This is a genomic window from Orenia metallireducens (assembly GCF_003001995.1).
In the GTDB taxonomy this organism is placed as follows: domain Bacteria; phylum Bacillota; class Halanaerobiia; order Halobacteroidales; family Halobacteroidaceae; genus Orenia; species Orenia metallireducens_B.
Map to the genome: position 1 here is coordinate 19146 of NZ_PVNB01000036.1, position 18086 is coordinate 37231.

The following is an 18086-nucleotide window of genomic DNA, read 5'->3' on the forward strand; positions in this document are numbered from 1 at the left end:
TGAAATATATGGCTTTAGCTGAATTAAGCATACTTGCTGATTTTCTTCATACAGGCACACAAAATGCAGGTACATTATATCAACCTGCGGCTGCTACTGGAAATGGTGAGCTTGATGCTGATGAAGTAGCAGAGATAGCTTACGTGGAAATTGTAAGCCCTGTATCTGGTGGAACAACAGAAGATTTAGATAGTGTTTATTTAGTCATTGATGGTAAAAGCACACAAAATTTAGTCAATATGTCGGGAAGAGATGATAGAGCTACTAATCCAGTTCGTCGACATACTTTGATGAATGATAGTAATACAGAGTTTATATTCTTTGGGAAGAATATAGTTGATTCTTTACGTGATCCTGTACCTGCTTTGAGTAATACAACCTTTAAAGCTGGTAATAAGATAACAATTATCACTAAGGCAGGAAGCTCTAATGTAACAGCAGATTATCGGGTTAGAGTTTGGGGTTATAAGTATGACTCGGCTATGTTACAGAGGTTTCCTTCTCGAACTATGCCAGGTAATTTTACAATTAGGGATACTAGAACAGGAAGAGATATTAGTGTACCCTTTCCTGAAACTGAAATTAGTATTAATAATTGGAGCTTATTACCTGGTGGAGTTGACCAAGATAAGCCTTCAATCAATCCATTTTTAAGATTTGCAACTAACTCTAGTGCAACTACTGCTAATACTCCTTATGAATTTAGATTTGATTTACAGAATGTAGAGGATAACAATAAAGATTTAAGGTTTGGTTATGATGTAGAGAATAAATTATTTGTAGCAAGGGGTCTTGGAGCAAGATCACATACTAACCTAAGATATATTTGGTTTGATTTAGATGGGGAAGAAAGACCAGCCGATAGATTTACTGTAACTGAAAATTTAAATCCTATTCTGTTTGGTAAAGGTACTCCTGAATTTCCTGCTGACTTACCTTTGTATTTACCAATTCCTCAATTCTCTATTAATGATTTGATTGTTTATAGAGAAAAAGGTGTGGTTAAGATGCAGGATAATGGGACATCAATTCCTACTGATGGTGTAACTGTAGCTTTATTAGGTACTGAGATTGATTTAGGAGGAAAGATTTAATTAATTTGGGGGTGAAGATTAATGGTTGAATATACACTATATCCAACTGCTACTGCTGCTACAACTGATATTGATCTACCAGTTAATTTTATTGAACTTGATAGTGTGATTGTAGTAGATGTAGGGTCTTACTCAGGTGGTACTGATGTTACACCTGTAAGTAAGACTATTGTAGATTCTGCTCCTAGTGCTGGTGAAGCATGGCTAAATTCTGAGACTACCTTTCAATTAGGAGATGCTATTACAGACCAAAACTTAATTATTGTCAGAGGTGTCTTAGAGGGTGGCAAATTACTTCCAGAATAAGAGAATAGATAATTATCTAGCTAGATTCTTTCTAGCTAGGTGATTATTAAGAAAGGAGCATAGATTATGACAATTAGTGTGGCTGATATTAGAACAGTTAGATACTTTCCAGAGATATTACCTGCAACTGAAATTAGAGATATATCTCCGAGTAGTGAAGCAAGTCCAATTCCCTTAGATTTAAGAAGATTTGGTAAGGACAGATTATTACAATTAAGGGATTTATATTTAGATAGAGATTCAGATATTAGATATACAGTAACTGGTGATGATTTTTCATTAGAAAGAAGAGCTGGTGCTGTTGATAATGAGACTATGGACTTTAGTATCTCTGCTACAGATAATCTTACTTATCGCCTTTATAATACCGCTACAGGGACTACTAAAGCCGATTTTAGGACTTATTTTAGTGTATTGGTAGATAAGTTAACTGTAGCTGATAAACTTAAATATGGTATAAATCTAAGCTCAGAAGAGGAAAGAATCAATGAAGAGTTAGAGATTAGAGATAGATTAGAGATGGGTAATATTCCTCTACCTTATGATTATAAGTTTGAAAGAGAGTATAGTATTATAGATTCCTATACTGTCAGCTCACGTATTAGCTCAGTACCAACAACAGGTAATGGTGCTGTATTTGAAGATATTACAGTTAGAAGTAATGAAGCCTTAATTTTAACCTCAGTAGGAGCTACTCCCTTTACTATAGCCGATAATTTTAGAATTATAATAGATCGTGATGATGATAATGGTTATATTACATTATTGCCTAGTGTTATCAATGATTTAAATAAAGAGATTAAGATGTGGATTCCAGCAACAAGAGAGTTAAGGCTTAGAGCAATTGCTAATAATTCTTTATCAAATGCTGATATCAGAGTTAATTTACTTAGAATAAGGCTCAATGATATTCTTAAAGTAAGATGGAATTTAGTTGATAGGTCAGAATTTAGTCAAGAGTTTGTAAATCAGGTCTTAGGTGGTGTTTTCTAATGCCTAATGGAACTTTAGAGGATATAAGAAATTTAGGTATTTTTAATCTGCCTATTGATGAAGATTTACTCTTAAAAGCTGTTATCTCAGCCCAAAATAGAGGTTATATTAGAACCAGTTTTAAGCGAATTGTAGTTTCAGCTCCACTAGGTACAACCACAACTCAAATAATAACCCCACCAGAAGGCAGAGTCCTTAAATATATAGCTACTGACCGAATCTATACGGACATTCATGATAAGGATTTAAAAGTATCCTTAACAATAGATGGAGTCCATACAGTCTATAATCAAGTACCACTAACAAGGGATATTTCAGTAGATTCTATCTACTTTCCTTATGTTCAAAATGAAATCAAACATACAATCATTAATAACGGTGCTTATGCTGCTGAATTTACAGAGGATGCAGAGTTATTAAGTATAGATAAATCATTTTTTGACCAGGTATTAAATCCACTCTTTACAGGTCAATTTGATGCTATTAGAGATTTTGCAACTAGGGTTGGTGGTTTATAATGAAACGATATAAATGCCAAGCTCATGGAACTATCTTAGAAGTTGATAATGAAGGAAATAGAAATCTTAAAGTAAATTTTAATAACATTGGTTGTATTTTACCTATGATTAGTAGCTATGATAAAAATGCTGATTATGGAGCTTGCAAGATAGTAGAGGTGGATTCCAATGAGTAATGGAATGGCTTTTAATGATTTTGCTAAGGTCTTATCAGGTTGGACTAGAAATGTAATAGATACTGCTACTACTGGTAGTGGTTCTACAACAACTAGATTTAGGCTGAAAGATAGATATTTTCAACCAGACCAATTTAATGGTTACTTACTACAATTTATAACTGGTGAAAGGGCAGGGGCTGTTTATGAAATAGCAGGTAACGGAAATACCTATATTGATGTAACTGCTCCCATAGCTGCTTACACTCCACCTGAGGATGTTAAACTAGCAATTCTTAATGCTAATGCAGGTGCTTCCTTTGTAGATATAGTTAAGTGGGGGAATCAATATCTGACTGGTGCTGATATAACTCAAAACATTCTTAATCTAGATGTAGCTTTAACAGAGATTTTAGGTGCTAGTCCTAACTACACTTTAGCAGATAATGAGGATATTTCAGCAGGAAAAGCCTTTACTGCTAGTGAGGAATATCAATGGAGAAATACAAGTTTATATCTGCGGACTACTGGTGCTATTGATATTAGTCTAGAATTTGCACCAGAGGGAAGTGATTTTTATGAGCCTGAAGAGAGTCCTTTAGTCTTTTCTACTGCTGGTACTAATATCTATGAGATTAATTTTGCTTGGAAAGCAATCAGAATTACTGGTTCAAATTCTAGTAATGTAACAGCAAAATTAAAAGGTCTTACTTAGTAGGAGGAAATTATCATGCCTGTAATTCCAAGTTTAAGGGGAGCTACAGAAGAAGTACATTATCTTGAAGTGGTTTCTACAGTTAGTGTTGATAATATAGGAGGTACTACCCATACCATAGCTTATGACACAGAAGTTTATGATACTTCTGATATGTGGAATCCAGCAAATCCAAGTTTAATAACTATTCCTGCTAATGGGATTTATCAAGTTGTTTTAAGTGTTGATTTTTATGCACAGTTAGATAACGGAAGTACAGAGGGTTTAAGATTAAATATAAATCCTAGCTTTGGTGCTACAATGACAACTGAGGAATGGTTAAGTAATTATTCTGGTGGAATTGATGTAAATAGTATGAAAGTCAGTTTCTCTACTGCAATTTATTTAAGGCAAGGAGATACTATATCAACTAATATACAGAGTTATGGATTTCGGACAGGTTCAGATTTTGATGGGGCAAGGCTTAAAGTAGTTAATATTGGTGCGATTACACTTTAAGGGGGGATAATTAATGGCAAGAATACCTAGTCTCTTAAGAAATGTTAGCTTTAGTGTGCCAGTTACTTTTGTAGTTTCTGCTCCAGACTCTAAAAATGCAGATAGAGCAGACTTTAAAGTCCCTCAAGGAAGTGTAAATGCAGAAGTGGTAATTAATCAAGCTATCAATCAATTATCTCCTAATGGTGGTGAAATAAAATTACTTGAAGGGACTTATATTATTTCGGGTCCAATCAAGCTCAAAGACAATGTTAAATTAGAAGGAAGCTCTAATTCTACTTTAATTACTATAGCTGATAACTTTAATGTTGATATAAATGCTTTACAGAATGGTGACTTATCAGCAGTTAATACTAATATAACTATTAGAGAATTAAATATAGATATGAATAGGGCTAATCAAAGTTCAGGTGTAATGAATGGCATGAAATTTTATAATATAGATGGTTTAACCTGTAGGGATTGTAAAGTTATCAATGCTAATAATAGAGGGATAGATGTTGATGGTGGAAATAATATAACTATTAATGATTGTCGGTGTACTGACAATGGTGATAATGGAGTTAGTATAGTTAATTCAGATGGTTGTACTGTTAATTCTACTGCCTGTTTTAATAATGGTGGCGGCGGTATTTACATTGAAAGTTTGACTGCACCTTATTTTGTCCGTAGTTCTTTATGTATAAATAATGCTCAGACTGGTATTGCAATCCTGTTTTCTGATAATGGAAATTTAACAGATAATATTTCTAGAAATAATGGAGATAATGGTCTATTGCTATTAGATTGTGATAAGACTGTTATATCAGATAGTACCTTAATTAATAATGTTAGTAATGGTATGGCTTTAAGTAATGTCAATTTTTCGACTGTAACAGCTAATTTAATGGAAGGTAATAGTTTAAGTGGAATGAATGTTACAGGGGCTTCAAGTTCAGATATAACTTCTAATCAAGTATTAGATAATGGTCAGCATGGCTTTAGTTTTACTAACATAGATCACTGTAATATTATATCTAATCATGCAAGGCACAATTCAGTATCAGCAGCTACAACTTATAACAACTTCAACTTTGTAGGTAGTACAGGTTCTATAACTGAATTTTGTAATGTTCAAACTAATAAAGCAGTATCAGCAGGAACAGTACAATATGGAATCTTTTTAAGTGTTAATACTGCTAATAATTTTGTAACTAATAATGATTTAATAGAAGGTGGAGAGACAGCTAACTTTCAAGATAATGGTACTAATAATCGTAAGAATCCTGGAAATAGAACAACTGTTTAAGGTGGTTTGATAGTATGGCTTTTTATATTAGTCCAAGGGTCTTTGGGCGGTTAGATGGTTATAAAATCTTTGTTGATGCAGGTCATGGTGGAGATAATTTAGGGACTACAGGTTATCATGGTATCTTTGCTCCTGAGGATAATGTTTTTGAGAAGGAGATAAATATTGAGATTGCTTGGGAATTGTATTATTTATTAGTTCAGGCTGGGGCAATAGTTAAAATGAGTAGAAGTTCTAATGATCAATTTGTAGCTAATGTGGAAAGAGGACTAGAAGCTAATAGATTTAATGCAGATATTTTCGTTTCAATTCATAACAATGCAACAGATGAACCTGCTGTAGTTGGTACAGAGGTTTTATATCCACCTAATAGAGCTGGATCAGAAAGGTTAGCTATTATAATGAGTGAGTATCTAGCAATTAAATTGCAGACTGAAAATAGAGGGGCTAAATTAAGAGATAATCTAGCAGTTTTAAATAGTACTGATATGGTTTCTGTTTTATGTGAATGTAACTTTTTAACTAATCCTAGATGGGAAGAGAAGATGATGAGTTTTAATTATCAAAAGTATGCTGCCGAAGGTATATTTTTAGCAATAAGAAGATTTTTAAGAGGTGGTTAAATGGCTATTTGTCCTGCACTTCCTGTAAGAATACCACCTAATCTAATAGCTTATGAAGGAGAGTTTATAGAGAGCTTACAAGAAGCATTAAATCAGAGAGTAGCCCAAGATGATATAGAAGCAATAACTGTAGATGGTGAATATGGAGAACAGACAGCCCAATTATTATTAAATGCAATGCTTCAATTTAGAAATGATTTTGGCAGGCTACCTGATTATGAATTATTCCAGATAACTGGTGAGAGTATTGCAGGTTGTGAAACCTATACTTATTTAGGACTTGATTGTGATGAAGTTGTTCCTGTTAGAATTAATTATCAGGAATATGAGGATATTTTTCAGTTACTTGTCGGTTTGAAGAATACTAGAGCTGATTTATTTATCTGTCAAGAACTAAGAATGAGAAGAAGAGGAAATGCAATAGTAGTTGGAACTATAGCTTTAGTAGGTATTGGTTTCTTGCTTACTATGGGAGGTGAATAGATTGGCAAGGTTGAGTCAGTTGTTATTATTACAAGGAATAAATCTGATTGGTAAATCAATTCTAACAAGAAATAGAGCAACTAAACATAGGGATATAATAAGGGAAGCTATAAAAAAGCTTGATGAGATTAAAGAAGCGATTGATCATGAAGCAGAAGAAATTTCAAAACTAACTACTACTAACAATATAACTTTAGATAATCTTAATGATAAAGTAATCGAAGATACAGAAGAGGTGGAAGAACCTTACTCAAATTATGCCCCTGAGATGTCAGTAGATACTAGCTGTATTGCTTGTGCTAGAGCACATCTTCTAGCAGTCAAAGGAATGTTAAATGAAGCCTTAAGGTTTGCTAGAGAAGATGGAGTAGCCCATCCAGAGGTAATTACTAGATTGGATTCTTCAGGAGAAGAATTAGTAATGTTGGAAAGGTTTGATTGGACACCAGAAAAGATTCAAAATTCACCTGTAGATGAGCAAGAAATAGTTAGAGAAGCCTTACCTAAAGTAAGAAGGTTGAGGCAACAGGTCTTAAATGGGATTAACTCTTCTTCTGACCTTGAAACAGCTGCTAGTTTATCAGCAGATATCTATTCAAGGATTAGGCAAAAAGGGGGTGAATAGATATGCCTTCAGCAATGTTTAATCAGGTCTCAAGTGTCCCATTAGAAGCTATATATTCAGAAGGTCAAGAAGATATAGCAGTAGGTAGTGGAATCACATCAACAGCACAGCAGCAACAAAGTAGTATAGCTCAGGATATTTTAGGGTTTATATACGATATTGGAAGGCAACAGGCTTATTATCCAGACCAAGCTACTAATGATATGGAAGAGATATTAAATAATATTCGCCAACAATTAATAGATAGAGAAGCATTATCGCCAGTTTTAACAGGCACAATAACTGAGCCAACAGAAACAGAATTGACTAGCCAAACTATGCAGTTAGTTGGCTTTAATCAAGGAGTTAGATTCTTTCATTTACTTTATCCCCAAGAGGTTACTTATAGAGTAAGTGGTACTGTTGGAGCATATAAGAGTTATACTCCTTTGTATGTGATTACTGATGTGATTGGGACTGAGCTAATTGGTAATTTTAATGGTGTTTATAGAGGGGTTGAAGATTCAGAGGTAATTAGAACAGGTACAGATGTATCTTATTTACATCAGCCAGATTATAACTTCTTTGAAGTAGAAAGAAGCTTTCAATTAAATGCTGGTACTTATGCTATAGTAGGGGCAATAAATGGTTCTGGATTCTCACCTCAAGATAGTGAATTAGCGATTCAAGTTATCTTTGAAAAGCCAGTTGTTCAAGGCTTAGATGATGTAGCTCCTCAAACTCCATTGCCAGCACCAAATCAAGGGCAAAGAAGAGTTGGTTTAGGTAGTTTATTACCTTTGCTTGGGACTATTAGTTTACCATTTATAATAGGAAGATAATTAACCATTGTTTGATAATGGTTTAATTATAAATAAAATTTAAGGAGATGATAATTGTGGCTGGGATTCCTTTAAATGAGTTGAATAATGCTATTGCTTATAAGTCAGTTCCTTGGGCTAAAGACCAGATTTCAATTAAGAGGGCAAGTTTTCCTAAGGGGAAAGTTCCAGAACATCTTAGAGGTTATACTGATGATTTAGCTAGAGCTGCCAGAGCTTGTGCTAGAGAGACAGAAGGTCTTAGAGGCTCTGATAGAGTTAGAGCAATGAATGCTTGTGTATCTAATCGACTAGGTGGTAGAGGTAGAGGGCAACGACAATTACCACGTGTAGCAGAATAATAGAATATTAGGTGATAAGATGGGTAAAGAAAAGCAGATTATCATTAGAAATACACCATATAAAAAAGGTGAAATACCTAAACATTTAAAGCAATATACTGATAAACTAGCACAGGCAAGTAGAGAGTGTGCTTTGAGTACAGAAGAATTAGAAGGTATGGAAAGGGTTCAGGCTATGAATGCTTGTGTTAGTCAAAAAATGAAAGAAGAAGGTCTTAAAAATGAGTAAATGCCCTATATGTCAAGTTATTCTTCGTGAGCTATGTATTAATGAAAGAAAGCAAACACTCTGTAAAGTCTATGAAGACTATGAATTAGGTAATGTTAAAGGAGTAGAAGCTTTAGACTTTGCCTTAGCAGAAGCAGGTTATGATGGCTATATGAGAGCAAAAAATAGTATAAAAAAGAAAGGTTTATTACCTAAAGAGCTATTAGGAGATTGATAGATGGGGGCAGCTATATATAGTTGCCCCTAATTTAATAGGGAGGTGCTAAGATGGCTAAAAGTAATTCTAAGGGTGCTTTTATCCCTTTGATTCTATTAGGGGTTGGAGTAGGAGCATTATTCTTATTTCAAGGAAGTGCAGTAGCTCAGCCTAGTAATGGTGCTAGAGCAATTATTGGTGATGCGATAGTCCATAGACCAGAATAATAAAGTGAAGGAGGTTTTAGAATGCCTATTTCAGAGCTTAGTGTGTTTGACCCACCAATCCCTAATGCAATCAGGATTCAAATTACTTTGACCAATACAGGTGATAGGGTAGGAACTTTTTATGTGCAAGGGGTTACTGGGATTGTTGAAGGGGCTGTTAGCTCAATAACAGATATTGATATTGCTGATGTTTCTTATCCGTTATTGGCTTTAGCGGCTGATTTTGATTCCATAGTAAATGCAGGATTTAGTAATGGTGGTCTTGCTGGAATAATTAATGTAGAGGCGGGACAGTCGGTTACAATTCGCTTTGATACTGAGGTGATTAATCAAGTTGGATTTTTTGACCTTGGTTTTCAAACTGGGATTTATAATGCAGAGACGGGAGCTTTTGAAAATTTACAGGATACTTTGATTGTAGAAGATATATTTGAGATGTATGTACCTCCAACTGGTGAACTTAGTAATCTTGAATTTATCGGAACTGTATAATCAAAGAATAGGAGGATTTATAATGTGAGTGTTGGATATAACCTTAGATTTGATTCAAGTCCTCAATTCATCTTAGAACTAACGATTGTGAACAATAGTGAGCATAGTGGAAGCTTTTATTGTTATGGTGCTACCAGTAGGGTAAATCATAGAGTCTATTCTTTTTTTGATATAGCCCAATTTGGCTTAGGATATACAGAGTTTGAACCAGTGGTAGGATATTTTGATTCTGTTAGCTCTGTACCTACTAATACAGCACAGGGTGAGATTAGAGCAGGGATAATAACTTTAAGCCCCCAAGAGAGTTATACAGTTAGATTTAGAACAGCTAAGCCTTTAATAACACAAGGGTATTGGGATATAGTCTTTGTAGTTGGTGGTTATGATTTAAAAAATGATAGAGTAGTTTCTTTTGGTGGTACTCTAATAGAGGATAACTATATTAATGTTTATTATTATAGTTACTTTTAGGAGGGGATAAGGTGTTTTCTGATTAAAGATAAAAGTCTGGATTTAAATCCAGACTTTTATTAGTTAATTATATATCTATACATTCTCAAAAAATCTATAAGAAATATTTTCTATTGACGTCAAGAAGTCAAAAAGATATAATATGGATATAAGATTTAAAAATTATTTTTTTACTTTATTTATTGACGTCAAGACTTCAAACAAAAAATAATCTAGGAGGAATCAAACTAATGGAAAACGCTATCGCAATACAGAATCTAGGAGCTTATAACAGGGGAGAGTTACGTTTTAAGTGGGTGGAGCTACCAACTACTACCGAAAGGATTAAAGAAGCCATTAAGGAAGTGCTAAACACTCCTTATAATGATGAAGAGTATCACATAGCAGATTATAATGATTGTTGTGGCTTATTATATGAGTATTTTGGGGAGTGGGCTAGCCCTTATGAAGTCAATGAATTTATGGAGTTAGTAGAAGAGAGTGGACTTGATAAAGAGGTAATATCCTTATTGGCTGATTGTGTCAGCACTAAAGAAGAGTTTAAGGAAGTAATTTTGGAAGATGAAGACTATTTTATTTTGTATGAGGTCAGTAATGAAAGGGAATTAGGCTTGGAATTAGTGTACGAATTTAACTGGCTAGGATTAAGTAAAGAAGAATTAGACAAGGTAGAAAATTACTTAGATTATGAGTATATAGGCAGAGAAGCAGGGCATGACGGTTGGGTAATAGATAGAGTAAATAGGGTAGCTGTAAAGGTTAATAGATAGTAAAGAGGTTTGCAGGTTCTCCTAAAACCTGCACTAAAAATATTCTAGGAGGAATTAAAGCAATGGATCAACTAAACTTATTTAATAATCTTAATAATAAAGAATCTAAAGAGGTCAAGGAAGTAGCCAAGGTGATTAAGTTTCCAATAGAGAAGCAGGAAGTCAAGAAGGAAGAGCCACAGGAGCAAGAAGAGAATACATCTTCAATTAATATGATAGAATTAAAAGCAGTTAGAAAGGCTATTAAAATTAATCAGAGTACCAAAATCAGAAATCCACAACACGCAAGGGATATTATTAATGAGTTATACGATTTAGAGAATATAGCAGAAGAACAATTTATAATGCTAGCTTTAGATAGTAAAAATTATGTAATAGGTAGCCATCTTGTATCACATGGAAATTTAAACAGTTCTATAGTTCACCCAAGAGAAGTATTTAAAAGAGCAATTATAAATAATGCAGCAGCTATTATAGTAGCCCATAACCACCCAAGTGGAAATATTAAGCCATCTAAAGATGATATCAAAACAACTCAAAGGTTAGCAGAAGTAGGGGAGATAATAGGAATAGAGTTATTAGACCATCTAATTATAGGCTATAATGATAGAATGTTAAGTTTAAAAAATGGAGGATATTTTGAGAGCAAGGCACAGGATTTATTATAATCCTGTGCTTTTTTGCTAAAAGTATCAGATGAATCTATTGACGTTATGAAGTGTAGAAGTTATAATATTGATATAAATATTATAATTATAATACTAGGGAGTGTTTAAGGATGGCTAAGGAATATGATTATTCAGTAAAGGGAAATGATGACCCTTTAAGCTTAGTTAAGACAACAGCTTATTTATATAAGAAAGACCATAAAGAGATAAAACAGATAGCACTAGATGAAAATAAGAAGATGGCAGAAGTAATTAGGGATGCAGTAAGTGAGTATTTGGATAAACATTATGATTAAATTCAATTAGAAGCTATCAGCTTGAAGCTGGTGGCTTTTAGCTATATGAGCATATTATTGGTGTTATTTTTATTTTCTTTATCTATAGTCTTTATATGATATAATAGGATTATAGTTAATGATGTTGGAGGGGAATTGTAAATGGTACGAGAGACGCCCGACTTATTATGGAAAGAGATTATTGAAGAGTTATTTGAGGACTTTTTAGAGTTTTTTATGCCTAAGCTATATCAGGAGATTGATTTTAGTCAAGGTTATGAGTTTTTAGATAATGAGTTAGCCAAGATAATGGATAAGACTTTAAAGGGCAAGAAGATGGCTGATAGATTGGTTAAGGTTTACTTAAAAGATGGTAGAGAGAATTGGATTTTAGTTCATTTAGAGGTACAAGGATATTATGAAGCTGATTTTAGTGATAGAATGTTTAAATATTTTTATCGGATTTATGATAAGTATGATAGAAAGATTGTGGCTTTAGCTATCTTTACTGAGGATACAGCAGATTATAAGCCAAGTAGTTTTGATTATGAATTTCATGGAACAAAGTTAAATTATGAATATAATAGTTATAAGATTTTGGAACAAGAGGAAGCAGAATTATTAAAGTTAGATAATCCTTTTGCAATGGTAATTTTAGCGGGATTATATACGTTAAAGAGTAAAAGAAAAGATGATTTAAGGTATGAGTTTAAGAAGAAGTTATTTAAATTATTATTAGATCGAGGTTATAGTAAGAAAAAGATTAAAAATATTTTTGAGTTCCTAGATGGAATCTTGTTTTTACCTAATGACTTAGAATTAAGATTTAGAGATGATATTAAAGAAACTATCGGAGGCGATGAGATTATGACTAAAGAGTTGACTAATCTTTATCAAGTGGGTAAGTCAGAAGGCAAATTAGAGGGAAAAATAGAAGGTAAGATGGAAGGAAAATTAGAAGTAGCTAAAAAGCTATTAGAAAAGAAAATGGATATAGATGATATAATGGAAGTTACTGAATTATCAGAAGAACAGATAAAATTAATTAAAGAAAGAACTCAACATTAATATTATATTGCTGGAGGATTAGCTGATGGCTAAAGAGCTGACTAATCTTTATCAAGTAGGTAAGTCAGAAGGAATTTCTGAAGGTATGGTGAAAGTTGCTAAGAAGTTATTAAAAAAGAATATGGATATAGATGATATAGTAGAGGTTACTGAGTTGTCAAGAGAGGAGATAAAAAGGATTAAGGAACAAGCTCAACATTGATTTTTTAGATAATGAATTTAGCAATTACATGTTAAGTTTGATAATCAAAACTACCTAAGTTAACTTAGGTAGTTTTTGTTTTTATATATTGATATTTCTTGTTTTTAAGAATCTTAGTACTTAAATTTGCATGCTCATAATCTCTTGATAAGCATCTATACATCTAGTGGTAATTGCTGTTGTTAACTCTAAAGATATTTTAGCTTTTGCAGCAGCAATCATCACATTATGAATATTTTCTGCCCTACCTAAGGCTAAATCAATATCTGCCTGATTAGACTGGTGTTGTAAGTGATTTACTTTAGCTAAGGAGTTCTTTAAGCTTTGACTAAACGTAGGATAATTCTTAGTCTGAGAGGTAGGACTAACTTCTAATTTGCTGCTTAAATTAAGGATATCAACTTTCATTAGAATCCCTCCTTATAAATCCTTTAACTGATAAGTATTATTTGCCTTGACCTGTTTGATAAGATAAGTCAGAAATAGCCTTTTTACTCTTTCATTATCTGTATCTGAGTTGCTAGAATCTCTTGCACAAATAAGTTGCCTCTCCTTTTCTATAGTATCAAGTATTAATATTAAGCTAATCTCTTATTTATAGATTATAAGGGGAAATTGTGACAGAAATATGATAAAAATTCAAATTAGATAATCATTTGGAGTGGACGATGATATTATTTAACTTTTTAGAACAAACTAAGGCTATATTACTAAAATTTTTAGAGGAGAATACTAAATGGAGATAATTCTAAAGGTTTTTATAATGTTTATCCTAAGTATTGCTTTAACCCGTTTTATGGGCAAGTCTAGTATTGTACAGTTAACTCCTTATGACTTAATAGCAATTATTACTTTAGGAACTATTGCTGCTGAGCCTTTGATTAGTACAAAAGTGATGCCAAGTATTATTAGTTTAATAGCTTTAGTATTCTTTTATGTTATCTTTGCCAAGCTAACTTTAAATCAGAAGATGAATAAACTGTTATTAGGTGAGCCTACTATTTTAATCAAAGCAGGTAAGATTGTTGAAGATAATCTGGAAAAAGAGCATATCTCTTTGATTCAATTATTAGCTATCTTAAGAAACAATGGTTACTCTAAGCTTAGTGAGGTTAATTATGCTATTTTAGAGCCTACTGGAAATATCAGTATAATACCAGTCAGCTCAGCCCGCCCTGTTACTTTGGCAGATCTAAATATTAAAGCAGAGGATGAAGGAATACCAATAGCTTTAATTATTGATGGAATTGTACAAAAGAAGAATCTAAGGTTAGTTAATAAAAATCAGAAATGGTTAAAAGACAAATTAGAAGAAGAAGGAATAAAGGATATTAGAAAAGTAATTTATGCTTTTGTGGAGAGTATGGATGATCAGCTATATTTAAGTTTAAGATAACCTAATAAACCTTCAGTATCTTTAAAGCTAATGAATTCAAAGAAAGATACTAGCAAAGGAAAAGAGAATCCAGATCTGGATTCTCTTTGTTAAAATAATTATGGATTATTAAATTATCGTATTCTTATCCTCTTATGTTAATAATCACCTGACTAATAAGGTGCTAATATATAAATAATTAATGGAGGTTAAAAAATTTAAAGATAAGTAAAGCCCCTCTTCAATATTTACTATAACATCCTTTTTTGTCGAAATTGTGATGAAAGCAGAAAAAATTAAATTAACACAATCTGGAATAGTTACATAATATATAGTGATTATATCAGAAAGGAGGGATTTTAGTGGGTGATTATGGTAATAGAGCTGAAGGTGGAAGCTATGTCTTTGTAATCTTCTTGATTTTAATCTTATTACTTTTAGGTGGAGAATACTAATTTAAAATAAATTTTAAATAAGAGAGAGGGCTGACATATGTCAGCCCTCTCTCTTATTTAATTATAGCATCCGTCATATTTTTGTCAAAGATATCTGCTATAATCTTTAATGAAATACAAAGGAGGGAGCTTTTAATGATAATGAGAAGAAGAGGAAAAGTATTAACCTATGCTTTAATATTAATTCTAGGCTTTTTAATAGGAAATTCTCTATTATCTCAATCATCGGTAGAAGCTACTTGGAACTCTAAAGAGACTCAAAAAGAGGTAATAGAAGAGTTAGTTATACCTAAAGAAGAGGCAATTAAGAGAGTGGTCAAAGAGGTAGGTCCTAGTGTAGTAAGTATAGTAACCAAAGAGATTACAGAGGTCGAAGAACATAGATACTATCCTTTTCCAAAAGAGCGAAAAGGTCTTGGTTCTGGGTTTATATTTGATAAAAAAGGGTATATTTTAACTAATAATCATGTAATTGATAATGCTGATGAGATTAAGGTCTTATTATCAGATGGTAGAAAGGTAGAGGCTAGACTGATAGGTAGAGATCCTAGAAATGATTTAGCAGTAATCAAGGTTGATGCTAAAGACCTTCCAGTGGCTAAACTAGGAGATTCTAATCAACTGAAAGCAGGACAACTTGCCATTGCTATTGGTAGTCCCTTTGACGTAGAGTTTAGTAATACTGTTACGACAGGGGTAGTCAGTGCTTTAAATAGAACTATAAATCTTGGTAATAATAGTGGATTATTAGAGGGGTTAATCCAGACTGATGCTTCTATTAACCCTGGTAATAGTGGAGGACCTTTATTGAACAGTCAAGGTGAGGTTATAGGAATTAATACTGCTATTATCAATGATGCTCAAGGGATTGGATTTTCTATTCCAATCAACAAAGCTAAAGAGATCACTGAGGATTTAATTAAATATGGTAAGGTAAAGAGACCATGGCTTGGTATTTATGGAACTGAACTTAATAAGGAGTTAGTTAACTATTATAATTTACCAGTAGAGAATGGAGTTATTATTGCTAGAGTAATCATAGATAGTCCAGCTGAGAAGGCAGGATTGAGTAATAATGATATTATTATCGAGGCTAATCACCAAAAGATAAAGGAAATGAGTGATTTAAGTAGAATCATTAAAAAAGTGGGGATTGGAAACGAACTAAAATTATTAGTAATGAAGGGTAATAGTGGCGAATTAAAACCAATTACTATTATTTTAAAGGAGTTACCTACTAATTTTAAATAGAAACTAGTATCCTCCTAGTTAACTAGGAGGATATTTTATGTGAATAGGGGGGCAATAATGAAAATTGGATTAGTAATTCCAGCTTATAATGAGGAAAAAACGATCAAAGGAGTAATTCATATAGCAAAAAAATCGAATATATTTGAAGAGATAGTTGTAGTGAGTGATGGTTCAACAGATAATACTGTAGAGTATGCTTTAGAGTGTGAGGTTAAAACCATTGCCCTACCTAGAAATTATGGTAAAGGTGCTGCTATGGAGATAGGAGTTAATAATGTTAAAGGTGATGTTATAGTATTTTTAGATGGAGATTTGATTAACTTACAAGTAGATCACATCAAAAGATTAGTTGAACCTGTTTTTAAAGAAGGAGTAGATATGAGCTGTGGTCTTTTTGATAATGGCAGGGGGCATACTGATTTTGCCCAAAGGTTGACGCCCTATTTGACTGGACAAAGAGCTTTAAAAAAGGAATTAATTAAAGAGTGTGATGATTTAAGTGATGCTAAATTTGGAGCTGAAATGGCATTAACTAAAGTTGCTCTTGAGCAAGGTTGGAAGATTAAAAAGGTAATCTTACCAGAGTTAAGTCATCGTATTAAAGAGGACAAGATGGGATTGATTAAAGGTTTTTATGCTAGAATAAAGATGTATTGGCAAGTTTTTAGATACTTTAAAAGAAATAAATTAAGTTATAGCAGTGTTAGTTCTATGATGAAATAAAAAGGTAATTAAAAGTTAAATTATGCTGTTAACTAATATTATTTTAGTTCTTAGATTATTGTTAAGAAATTTAATTTAGCTAAGGGGTGGTAGGATGTACTGTCCTAAGTGTGGTTCAACTGGGATTATAATTACTAGTATTTTTAAAGGTGTTAGATATATAGTTTGTGAAAAGTGTGAAGAAGAGTTTTCAATTAAATACCATGCTAAAGTAGGACAAGAGATGTTAAATAAGCTAAGGTTTAACCTACAAAGGGCTTATGAAAATAAAGCTAAAGGTTCTCTTTTAGAAGATTCAAAGATATTTTTTGAAAAATTAAATCAAAAAGTATAGAATCATCTCAGACCAATAAGTATTGGTCTGAGATGATTCTATTTAAGTTTTAATTTGGGGACAATTAATAATCTATTTAATAATGTGTCCAAAGTCTATTAATCTCATTAGTTAAATAGTTTAATTAAAAATGGAGGGATTTATTTGTTACAATTATGGAGTATATTTTTAATTTCAGCAGTTGCAATTATTTTAGCAGGAACTAAATTATCAGATTATGGTGATGTGATAGCTATTAAAACAGGGTTAGGGCAAGCCTTGGTTGGGAGTATCTTAGTAGCTGGTGCTACTTCTTTACCAGAGGTTGTTACAAGCTCTACAGCTTCAATTATTGGTGCTCCTGATATTGCTATTGGTAATGTCTTTGGTAGTAATACCTTTAATTTAATGATTTTAGCTTTAGTAGACTTGCTTCATGGGGCAGGACCTTTTATGTTAAAGGTTCATTCTAAACATATTTTATCGGCTTTATTGGGAATTTTATTATCAGGTTTAGCTACTTTATTTATTTTGGCAAATTATTTAACTGATTTAAACCTTGAATTTTTGGGAGTTGGATTAGGTAGTTTGGCTATCTTAGCTACATATTTAGTGGGTACTAGATTGATCTTTAGATATGAAAAGAAACACCAACTTGAAGAGGAGGAAGAAGAGGGCTTAGTTGATTTAGAGACTTCATTAAAAGAAGCAATTATAGGTTTTAGTATCTCAGCTATAATAATTGTAATTGCAGGTATCTTTTTATCTTATTCAGGTGATAAGATTGCCACTTTAAGTGGTCTAGATAAGACCTTTATGGGGACAATTTTAGTGGCGGCTGCTACTTCATTACCTGAGGTTGTTGCATCTATTTCAGCAATTAGAATCAATGCTTATGATATGGCTGTAGG

29 protein-coding genes are annotated in these 18086 nt (G+C 32.7%); 28 read left to right on the top strand and 1 reads right to left on the bottom strand.

Annotation, left to right across the window (positions count from 1 at the left end; genetic code table 11):
• Positions 1-8: 8 nt before the first annotated feature.
• The 23 genes from BX659_RS16765 (at position 9) to BX659_RS19160 (ending at position 13058) form a co-directional block, all read left to right on the top strand.
• On the top strand, positions 9-1094 hold the full coding sequence (locus BX659_RS16765; RefSeq protein ID WP_097019433.1) for a hypothetical protein: 1086 nt from the start codon (positions 9-11) through the stop codon (positions 1092-1094).
• 21 nt (positions 1095-1115) lie between these two features.
• Positions 1116-1400 carry a hypothetical protein gene (locus tag BX659_RS16770; protein WP_097019434.1) on the top strand — a complete coding sequence of 95 codons (285 nt, stop codon included), beginning with the start codon at positions 1116-1118 and terminating at the stop codon, positions 1398-1400.
• A gap of 66 nt (positions 1401-1466) precedes the next feature.
• Entirely contained in the window at positions 1467-2393 is a 927-nt protein-coding gene (locus BX659_RS16775) for a hypothetical protein (RefSeq protein WP_097019435.1), read from the top strand.
• Entirely contained in the window at positions 2393-2911 is a 519-nt protein-coding gene (locus BX659_RS16780; RefSeq protein WP_097019436.1) for a hypothetical protein, read from the top strand. The genes BX659_RS16775 and BX659_RS16780 overlap by 1 nt, the downstream gene beginning before the upstream one ends.
• A complete protein-coding gene (locus BX659_RS19150; RefSeq protein WP_172432003.1) occupies positions 2911-3087 on the top strand; it encodes a hypothetical protein in 177 nt (58 codons plus the stop codon). Before BX659_RS16780 ends, BX659_RS19150 begins: the two co-directional genes overlap by 1 nt.
• A complete protein-coding gene (locus tag BX659_RS16785) occupies positions 3080-3781 on the top strand; it encodes a hypothetical protein (RefSeq protein WP_097019437.1) in 702 nt (233 codons plus the stop codon). Before BX659_RS19150 ends, BX659_RS16785 begins: the two co-directional genes overlap by 8 nt.
• A gap of 15 nt (positions 3782-3796) precedes the next feature.
• On the top strand, positions 3797-4279 hold the full coding sequence (locus tag BX659_RS16790) for a hypothetical protein (RefSeq protein ID WP_097019438.1): 483 nt from the start codon (positions 3797-3799) through the stop codon (positions 4277-4279).
• 13 nt (positions 4280-4292) lie between these two features.
• Positions 4293-5567, top strand: coding sequence for a right-handed parallel beta-helix repeat-containing protein (locus BX659_RS16795; protein ID WP_097019439.1), 1275 nt, complete (start codon positions 4293-4295; stop codon positions 5565-5567).
• Positions 5568-5581: 14 nt separating this feature from the next.
• Positions 5582-6190 carry an N-acetylmuramoyl-L-alanine amidase family protein gene (locus tag BX659_RS16800; protein WP_097019440.1) on the top strand — a complete coding sequence of 203 codons (609 nt, stop codon included), beginning with the start codon at positions 5582-5584 and terminating at the stop codon, positions 6188-6190.
• Positions 6191-6673 (top strand): hypothetical protein, encoded by a 483-nt coding sequence (locus tag BX659_RS16805; RefSeq protein WP_097019441.1) that lies wholly within the window; start codon positions 6191-6193, stop codon positions 6671-6673.
• Between the two features lies 1 nt (position 6674).
• On the top strand, positions 6675-7298 hold the full coding sequence (locus BX659_RS16810) for a hypothetical protein (RefSeq protein WP_097019442.1): 624 nt from the start codon (positions 6675-6677) through the stop codon (positions 7296-7298).
• A gap of 2 nt (positions 7299-7300) precedes the next feature.
• Positions 7301-8119 carry a hypothetical protein gene (locus BX659_RS16815; protein ID WP_097019443.1) on the top strand — a complete coding sequence of 273 codons (819 nt, stop codon included), beginning with the start codon at positions 7301-7303 and terminating at the stop codon, positions 8117-8119.
• Between the two features lie 56 nt (positions 8120-8175).
• Positions 8176-8460: a hypothetical protein gene (locus BX659_RS16820; RefSeq protein ID WP_097019444.1), complete on the top strand. Its 285-nt coding sequence runs from the start codon at positions 8176-8178 to the stop codon at positions 8458-8460.
• Positions 8461-8479: 19 nt separating this feature from the next.
• Entirely contained in the window at positions 8480-8689 is a 210-nt protein-coding gene (locus tag BX659_RS16825; protein ID WP_097019445.1) for a hypothetical protein, read from the top strand.
• Entirely contained in the window at positions 8682-8903 is a 222-nt protein-coding gene (locus tag BX659_RS16830; protein WP_097019446.1) for a hypothetical protein, read from the top strand. The genes BX659_RS16825 and BX659_RS16830 overlap by 8 nt, the downstream gene beginning before the upstream one ends.
• Positions 8904-8956: 53 nt before the next feature.
• The gene (locus BX659_RS19155; RefSeq protein WP_172432004.1) at positions 8957-9112 is read left to right on the top strand and encodes a hypothetical protein; all 156 of its coding nucleotides are present in this window, start codon (positions 8957-8959) and stop codon (positions 9110-9112) included.
• Positions 9113-9133: 21 nt separating this feature from the next.
• Entirely contained in the window at positions 9134-9604 is a 471-nt protein-coding gene (locus tag BX659_RS16835; protein ID WP_097019447.1) for a hypothetical protein, read from the top strand.
• 24 nt (positions 9605-9628) lie between these two features.
• Entirely contained in the window at positions 9629-10075 is a 447-nt protein-coding gene (locus tag BX659_RS16840; protein ID WP_097019448.1) for a hypothetical protein, read from the top strand.
• Positions 10076-10305: 230 nt separating this feature from the next.
• Complete coding sequence (locus tag BX659_RS16845; protein WP_097019449.1) at positions 10306-10845, top strand: antirestriction protein ArdA; 540 nt, start codon at positions 10306-10308, stop codon at positions 10843-10845.
• A gap of 62 nt (positions 10846-10907) precedes the next feature.
• Positions 10908-11513 (top strand): JAB domain-containing protein, encoded by a 606-nt coding sequence (locus BX659_RS16850; RefSeq protein WP_216358853.1) that lies wholly within the window; start codon positions 10908-10910, stop codon positions 11511-11513.
• A gap of 110 nt (positions 11514-11623) precedes the next feature.
• A complete protein-coding gene (locus BX659_RS16855; protein ID WP_097019450.1) occupies positions 11624-11809 on the top strand; it encodes a ribbon-helix-helix protein, CopG family in 186 nt (61 codons plus the stop codon).
• Positions 11810-11950: 141 nt separating this feature from the next.
• The gene (locus tag BX659_RS16860) at positions 11951-12856 is read left to right on the top strand and encodes an Rpn family recombination-promoting nuclease/putative transposase (RefSeq protein WP_097019451.1); all 906 of its coding nucleotides are present in this window, start codon (positions 11951-11953) and stop codon (positions 12854-12856) included.
• A 25-nt stretch (positions 12857-12881) separates the two neighbouring features.
• A complete protein-coding gene (locus BX659_RS19160; RefSeq protein ID WP_166667973.1) occupies positions 12882-13058 on the top strand; it encodes a hypothetical protein in 177 nt (58 codons plus the stop codon).
• Between the two features lie 120 nt (positions 13059-13178).
• On the opposite strand, the gene fliE is transcribed toward BX659_RS19160, so the two are convergent.
• On the bottom strand, positions 13179-13466 hold the full coding sequence (gene fliE, locus BX659_RS16865; RefSeq protein WP_097019452.1) for a flagellar hook-basal body complex protein FliE: 288 nt from the start codon (positions 13464-13466) through the stop codon (positions 13179-13181).
• 328 nt (positions 13467-13794) lie between these two features.
• On the opposite strand from fliE, the gene BX659_RS16870 reads away from it, so the two are divergent.
• The 5 genes from BX659_RS16870 to BX659_RS16890 form a co-directional block, all read left to right on the top strand.
• A complete protein-coding gene (locus tag BX659_RS16870) occupies positions 13795-14454 on the top strand; it encodes a DUF421 domain-containing protein (RefSeq protein WP_097019453.1) in 660 nt (219 codons plus the stop codon).
• Positions 14455-15023: 569 nt separating this feature from the next.
• On the top strand, positions 15024-16139 hold the full coding sequence (locus tag BX659_RS16875) for a S1C family serine protease (protein ID WP_243832509.1): 1116 nt from the start codon (positions 15024-15026) through the stop codon (positions 16137-16139).
• Between the two features lie 57 nt (positions 16140-16196).
• A complete protein-coding gene (locus BX659_RS16880) occupies positions 16197-16862 on the top strand; it encodes a glycosyltransferase family 2 protein (RefSeq protein WP_253250813.1) in 666 nt (221 codons plus the stop codon).
• A gap of 94 nt (positions 16863-16956) precedes the next feature.
• Positions 16957-17196 carry a hypothetical protein gene (locus BX659_RS16885; protein ID WP_097019455.1) on the top strand — a complete coding sequence of 80 codons (240 nt, stop codon included), beginning with the start codon at positions 16957-16959 and terminating at the stop codon, positions 17194-17196.
• Between the two features lie 144 nt (positions 17197-17340).
• Positions 17341-18086: sodium:calcium antiporter (locus tag BX659_RS16890; RefSeq protein ID WP_097019456.1), on the top strand; the 746-nt coding region annotated here is incomplete at its 3' end.